General features: G+C 67.8%; 5 protein-coding genes and 1 pseudogene. 2 read left to right on the top strand and 4 right to left on the bottom strand.

Annotated elements, in window-relative coordinates:
* Positions 1-120: 120 nt before the first annotated feature.
* The 3 genes from ACFXC1_RS51050 to ACFXC1_RS51040 form a co-directional block, all read right to left on the bottom strand.
* Positions 121-780 (bottom strand): SDR family oxidoreductase, encoded by a 660-nt coding sequence (locus ACFXC1_RS51050; RefSeq protein WP_381257300.1) that lies wholly within the window; start codon positions 778-780, stop codon positions 121-123.
* A 156-nt stretch (positions 781-936) separates the two neighbouring features.
* A complete protein-coding gene (locus ACFXC1_RS51045) occupies positions 937-2,166 on the bottom strand; it encodes an MFS transporter (protein WP_381257297.1) in 1,230 nt (409 codons plus the stop codon).
* A gap of 135 nt (positions 2,167-2,301) precedes the next feature.
* Positions 2,302-2,505 carry a hypothetical protein gene (locus tag ACFXC1_RS51040; protein ID WP_174855782.1) on the bottom strand — a complete coding sequence of 68 codons (204 nt, stop codon included), beginning with the start codon at positions 2,503-2,505 and terminating at the stop codon, positions 2,302-2,304.
* A gap of 157 nt (positions 2,506-2,662) precedes the next feature.
* Between ACFXC1_RS51040 and ACFXC1_RS51035 the strand changes: the two genes are divergently transcribed.
* The gene (locus ACFXC1_RS51035; RefSeq protein ID WP_381257319.1) at positions 2,663-2,935 is read left to right on the top strand and encodes a hypothetical protein; all 273 of its coding nucleotides are present in this window, start codon (positions 2,663-2,665) and stop codon (positions 2,933-2,935) included.
* Here the strand turns inward: ACFXC1_RS51035 and ACFXC1_RS51030 are convergent.
* Positions 2,932-3,735, bottom strand: a complete 804-nt coding sequence (locus tag ACFXC1_RS51030) for an SDR family NAD(P)-dependent oxidoreductase (RefSeq protein ID WP_381257316.1) — start codon at positions 3,733-3,735, stop codon at positions 2,932-2,934. The two genes, ACFXC1_RS51035 and ACFXC1_RS51030, sit on opposite strands and share 4 nt — an antisense overlap.
* Before the next feature lie 281 nt (positions 3,736-4,016).
* Between ACFXC1_RS51030 and ACFXC1_RS51025 the strand changes: the two are divergent.
* Positions 4,017-4,216: pseudogene (locus tag ACFXC1_RS51025) on the top strand (transcriptional regulator); the annotation flags it as partial.

Raw genomic sequence — 4,216 nt, 5'->3', positions numbered from 1 at the left:
GCCGCCCCCGGGCCCCCCGCCCCCCGCCCTCACACACACCACCCCCCCCCCCGCCCCCCGGGGTGGCCCCCCCCGCCCCCCCGCCCCCCCCCCTCCGCGTGACGCTGCGCCTACGGAAGCTCAGTCACGCAGCAGCTCGTGCTGCCACTCGGTCTCGGGCTGGTTGTGCAGGTCGAGGTACGCCTGTGCGAGCACTGCCGGATCGAAGCGCTCTTCGCCGCCACCGATTGCACCAGCGATCGTGACGCTGGTGACGTGCACGCCTGTGCCTGCCAGCTTCTCGTGAAGTACTTGCGCGTATGTGCGAATCCCGGCCTTGCCGATGGACAGGGACGCGAATTCCGCGGAGGGGGAATGGGCGAGGCCGCCGCCGGAGAACAGCAGGCTCCCGCGGCCGTCACGCAGCGCGGGCAGGACGGCGTCCGCGGCGACCCTCGCCCCCAGGACGTTGACGGCCAGAACGTCGGCCCAGTCCTTGTCGTCACCGCCGATGGGCGCGTCCTTGCGCACCACCGCGGCGTTGTACACGAGCACGTCGGGAGCGCCCAACTCGGTGATCGCGGTGCGGAGCGTGGCGCGCAGGCCATCGGGGTCCGTGACGTCCGAGGGGTAGCCACGGACTTCCTGACCGGTGGAGGCAAGCTCGGCGGCGTAGGCGTCAAGCCTCGACTTGTCACGGGAGAGCATGGCGACCGGGTGTCCGGCGCCGGCGAACGTCCTGGCGAGCGCGACGCCGAGTCCGGGTCCGACACCGACGACAATCGCGGTTCCGAGGGCCATGGTGGTCCTTCCTTCGAGGGGATGAGGAGTCAGGCCGTTGATGATTTTTCGGCCTGTCATTCCGGGGGTTCGGGGTGGCTGGCGCCCTGAACGGTGGCCCTTGCCGACGACAGTCCGGAGCCGATCAGCCTCGCCACCGAGCACGGGGCGGGGAGCTCAAGCGACGGACAATGCCCGCCGCCCGACTGCCCAGACGATCAACGCAATAGTGAGCAGAGCGGCGGCGCCGGTCATCACCATCGTCCACCCTCCGGCCTGCCAGAGCGCGGCCGCCAGCACGGAGCCGATGGTGGCGCCGATGAAGTTTCCGGTGACGAAGGCGGTGTTCAGGCGGCTGCGGCTCTGCGGCTCCACGTGCATCAGCCGGGACTGGTTGAGCACGTTGACCGTCGGGATGGAGATGTCCAGCAGCAGCACCGCGATCAGGACGATGATGATTGACCCGGCGTCGGCGCCGGTGCCGCTGAGGACGACCGCGGCCAATGCCAGTAGCAGTCCTGCGCCGGTACCGGGCACCGACCAGCCGCGGTCGTGCAGACGGCCGGCCCGCTGGGCGGTCAGCGCGCCGGCCAGGCCGACGAGACCGACCAGACCGATCCGGGTCACCGAGTAGTCGAACGGGGCAGCACTGAGCAGGAAGGTCAGAGCGGTCCAGAAGAGGGTGAAAACGGTCATCGCGATGGCACTCAACACAAGCGAGACCTGCACCGAACGGTGGCGGCGCACGGTGGTCACCACCGACGCCAGCAGCTCCGCGTAGCCGACCGAGGCCCGGGAGGGAATGGCCGGCAGCACCCGTGCCAGGACGGTGGCGAGAACCACCGTGAGTACGGCGGCGGCCATATAGATCGCACGCCAGCCGAACGCGTCGGCGACAAGGCCGCTGATGGTGCGCGATGCGAGAATCCCCATGAGTATCCCGGATACGACGGTACCGACGACCCGGCCGCGCTGATCGTCGCGAGCGAGGTCACCCGCCAGCGCAACCAGCAGCTGGCCGGCCACCGTGGTCACCCCGACCAGAGCGAGCGCGACCAGCAGTATGCCGAAACTCGGTGCCGCGGCACTGGCCGCCAGGGCGAAGGCCGACGCGAGCATGATCGTGGGGATGAGCCTGCGCCGGTTGAGACGGTCACCCAGCGGCATCACGAAAAAGGCCCCGATCGCGTAGCCGATCTGCGTCAGAGTGACCAGCAGACCGGCGGAGCCGGGACTGATGTGCAGCGAACCGGCCATCTCGTTGAGCAGGGGCTGTGCCCAGTACAGGTTGCCGACCGCGGCGCCGCCGGCGACCGCGAACAGCAGCGTCAGACCGCGGTTCATGCCGCTCGAGACAGTAGCTGCGGACGCGCCGGTGACCTCCGCCGCCGTGGTCTTATTGGTCATGCCTTCCAGGCAACCAGCCCTGCCGACAGTGCGGCAGGACCTGTTAAAGGGGGTACTGGCAAGTCCTCCTTGAACCGACCGGCAAATGGATCACTTGAGGCGCCGGGTGGTGGGTCCGCCGTCCCGGTGGTACCGCTAGGTCGATCGTCGGATGAGCGTGCGGAACCTGACGAGTGTGGCGGCGCGGTGGAGGCCGACCGCCTTGCCGCTCCTCTTCGTGCAGCGCCGCAGCTTGCCGTAAGGGTTCATCCAGGAGGGACTGCGCTCGACCACCCAGCGTTTGCCTGCCGGGATCGGGGCGGGGACGCCCTTGCGGGCGATCTCCGCTGTGAGGCCCAACTTGCCAAGCAGGCACGGGATATGGCGCTGTCGTAGCCGTGGTCCAGGTTCACTTGACGTCCTCGGGCAGTGCTCCGAGTTGCGTGCGCACGGTTTCCAGGGCCGGGAGCAGGGGCGACGCGCGAGTGCTGTAAGAGGGCGGTATGGGAATGTGTAGGTGTTTTGTCGTCACCTGAACGTGTGGCGGTACAGCATCCCGGCCGCTCGGTGGCCGAGAGCATGTTGGGGTGGTTCGCGCGCCCAGGAATTCCCGGATCCCCGCGCGGAGATCATCACGGATATCGGGGCCAAGGTCACCCCCGAGCAGGCCGGACTGCCGCTCTACGGCGGAGAGCGCCGACGCGTCACCGGGCTGCGCCGCGGGGAGGTCACCCTGCTCGCGGGCATCTCCAGCGAGCACTACACCCGGCTCCTGCAACGTCTCTTCTAGTGACTTGCGAGCAGTCCGACGAGGGCGGAGGTGTGGTTCCACAGGTCTCTTGCCAGCTGCAGGTCAGTCGCCTGTCGGCCTTCTTTCCCGTTGGGCTTGATCTTGTCGAAGTAGGTGCCGCTCGGTTCCGAGAGCGTGTCCAGGTCTGCGAGCCGGATCAGGGGCTTGGCACCTTCCTCGGGGACGACACCGTAGCGGCCCAGTGCCACGGCTTTGATGATGCGGAGCAGCCACCAGTCCGGGGCGAGGCCGGTCCGGACGAAGCCCGGGTGGACGGCGAAAGCCGGAACGGTCGACTTCCCCGCCAGTTCCTTCGTGAACAGGTTGTTCATCAGCTTGGAGGTGCCGTACGCGCCCAGGCCCGAGTTCCACCGCTGGCGGGTGAAGTTGAGGTCGTCGAGGTGTACCCGCCCTTGGACGTTGGCGTTGCTGGAGGTGGATATGACCCGCCCTTGGCTTTCCGCCAACCGGGGAAGGAGGAGCCTGGTCAGCAGGAAAGGGGCGAGATAGTTGGCCTGGAGGGTGCGCTCGAAGCCGTCAGCGGTGAGCTCGGAGACCTTGTACATGCTGCCCGCGCTGTTGGCCAGCACGTCGATGCGGTGATACGCGGCGAGAAGCTTGTCAGCGAGACCGCGCACGTCGTCGAGTTTCTCGAAGTCGGACACGTAGCCGATGCCGCCGATCTGGTCTGCGACTGCCTTTGTGCGTTGCGGGTCACGGCCGGTGATGACGACCGTCGCTCCGTCCTTGGCCAGTTGGGTGGCAGCTGCTTTGCCGATGCCGCTGGAGCCGGCAGTGATGAAGACCCCGAGATTCAGACGTGCCCTTGCTCATGAGGGATTTCGTTTCAGATGCCATGGGCCGGCACGCGGTCTGTTGCGGGGGTGGTGCATGCAGCGCGGACAACGCCGCAGAGCGGGCTGGGACCGGCGGCGGAAGCGACGCCCATCCGGGCCGTTCACACCGCTGGGGGCGGTGCACCACCAACAAAACCGCCTGTCACGGGAGTGTGGGAGTCCCTGATGAGGGGGTCACTGACAGGGACCCCCTCATCAGCGGAAGCGCTCGTACAGTGAAACGCATGGCAGGTAGAAAAGATCCACAAAGCGGCAAACACGATATTCGTGATGATTTCCGTGCGGAGATCCGGGAATTCCTCGGCACGCGACGGGCCAGGGTCACCCCCGAACAGGCCGGACTGCCCCTCTACGGCGGAGAGCGCCGACGGGTCACCGGGCTGCGCCGGGAGGAGGTCGCCCTGCTCGCCGGCATTTCCAGCGA

It is taken from the genome of Streptomyces hokutonensis (assembly GCF_042751305.1).
GTDB classification, from domain to species: Bacteria; Actinomycetota; Actinomycetes; order Streptomycetales; family Streptomycetaceae; genus Streptomyces; species Streptomyces hokutonensis_A.
The sequence above is the reverse complement of the archived record's forward strand: the minus strand, read 5'-3'. Positions and strand labels throughout refer to the sequence as shown.

Excerpts from the sequence above, each read along its gene's own strand:
- ACFXC1_RS51050 (WP_381257300.1), bottom strand. The coding sequence starts at position 780 with ATGGCCCTCGGAACCGCGATTGTCGTCGGTGTCGGACCCGGACTCGGC.
- ACFXC1_RS51045 (WP_381257297.1), bottom strand. The coding sequence starts at position 2,166 with ATGACCAATAAGACCACGGCGGCGGAGGTCACCGGCGCGTCCGCAGCT.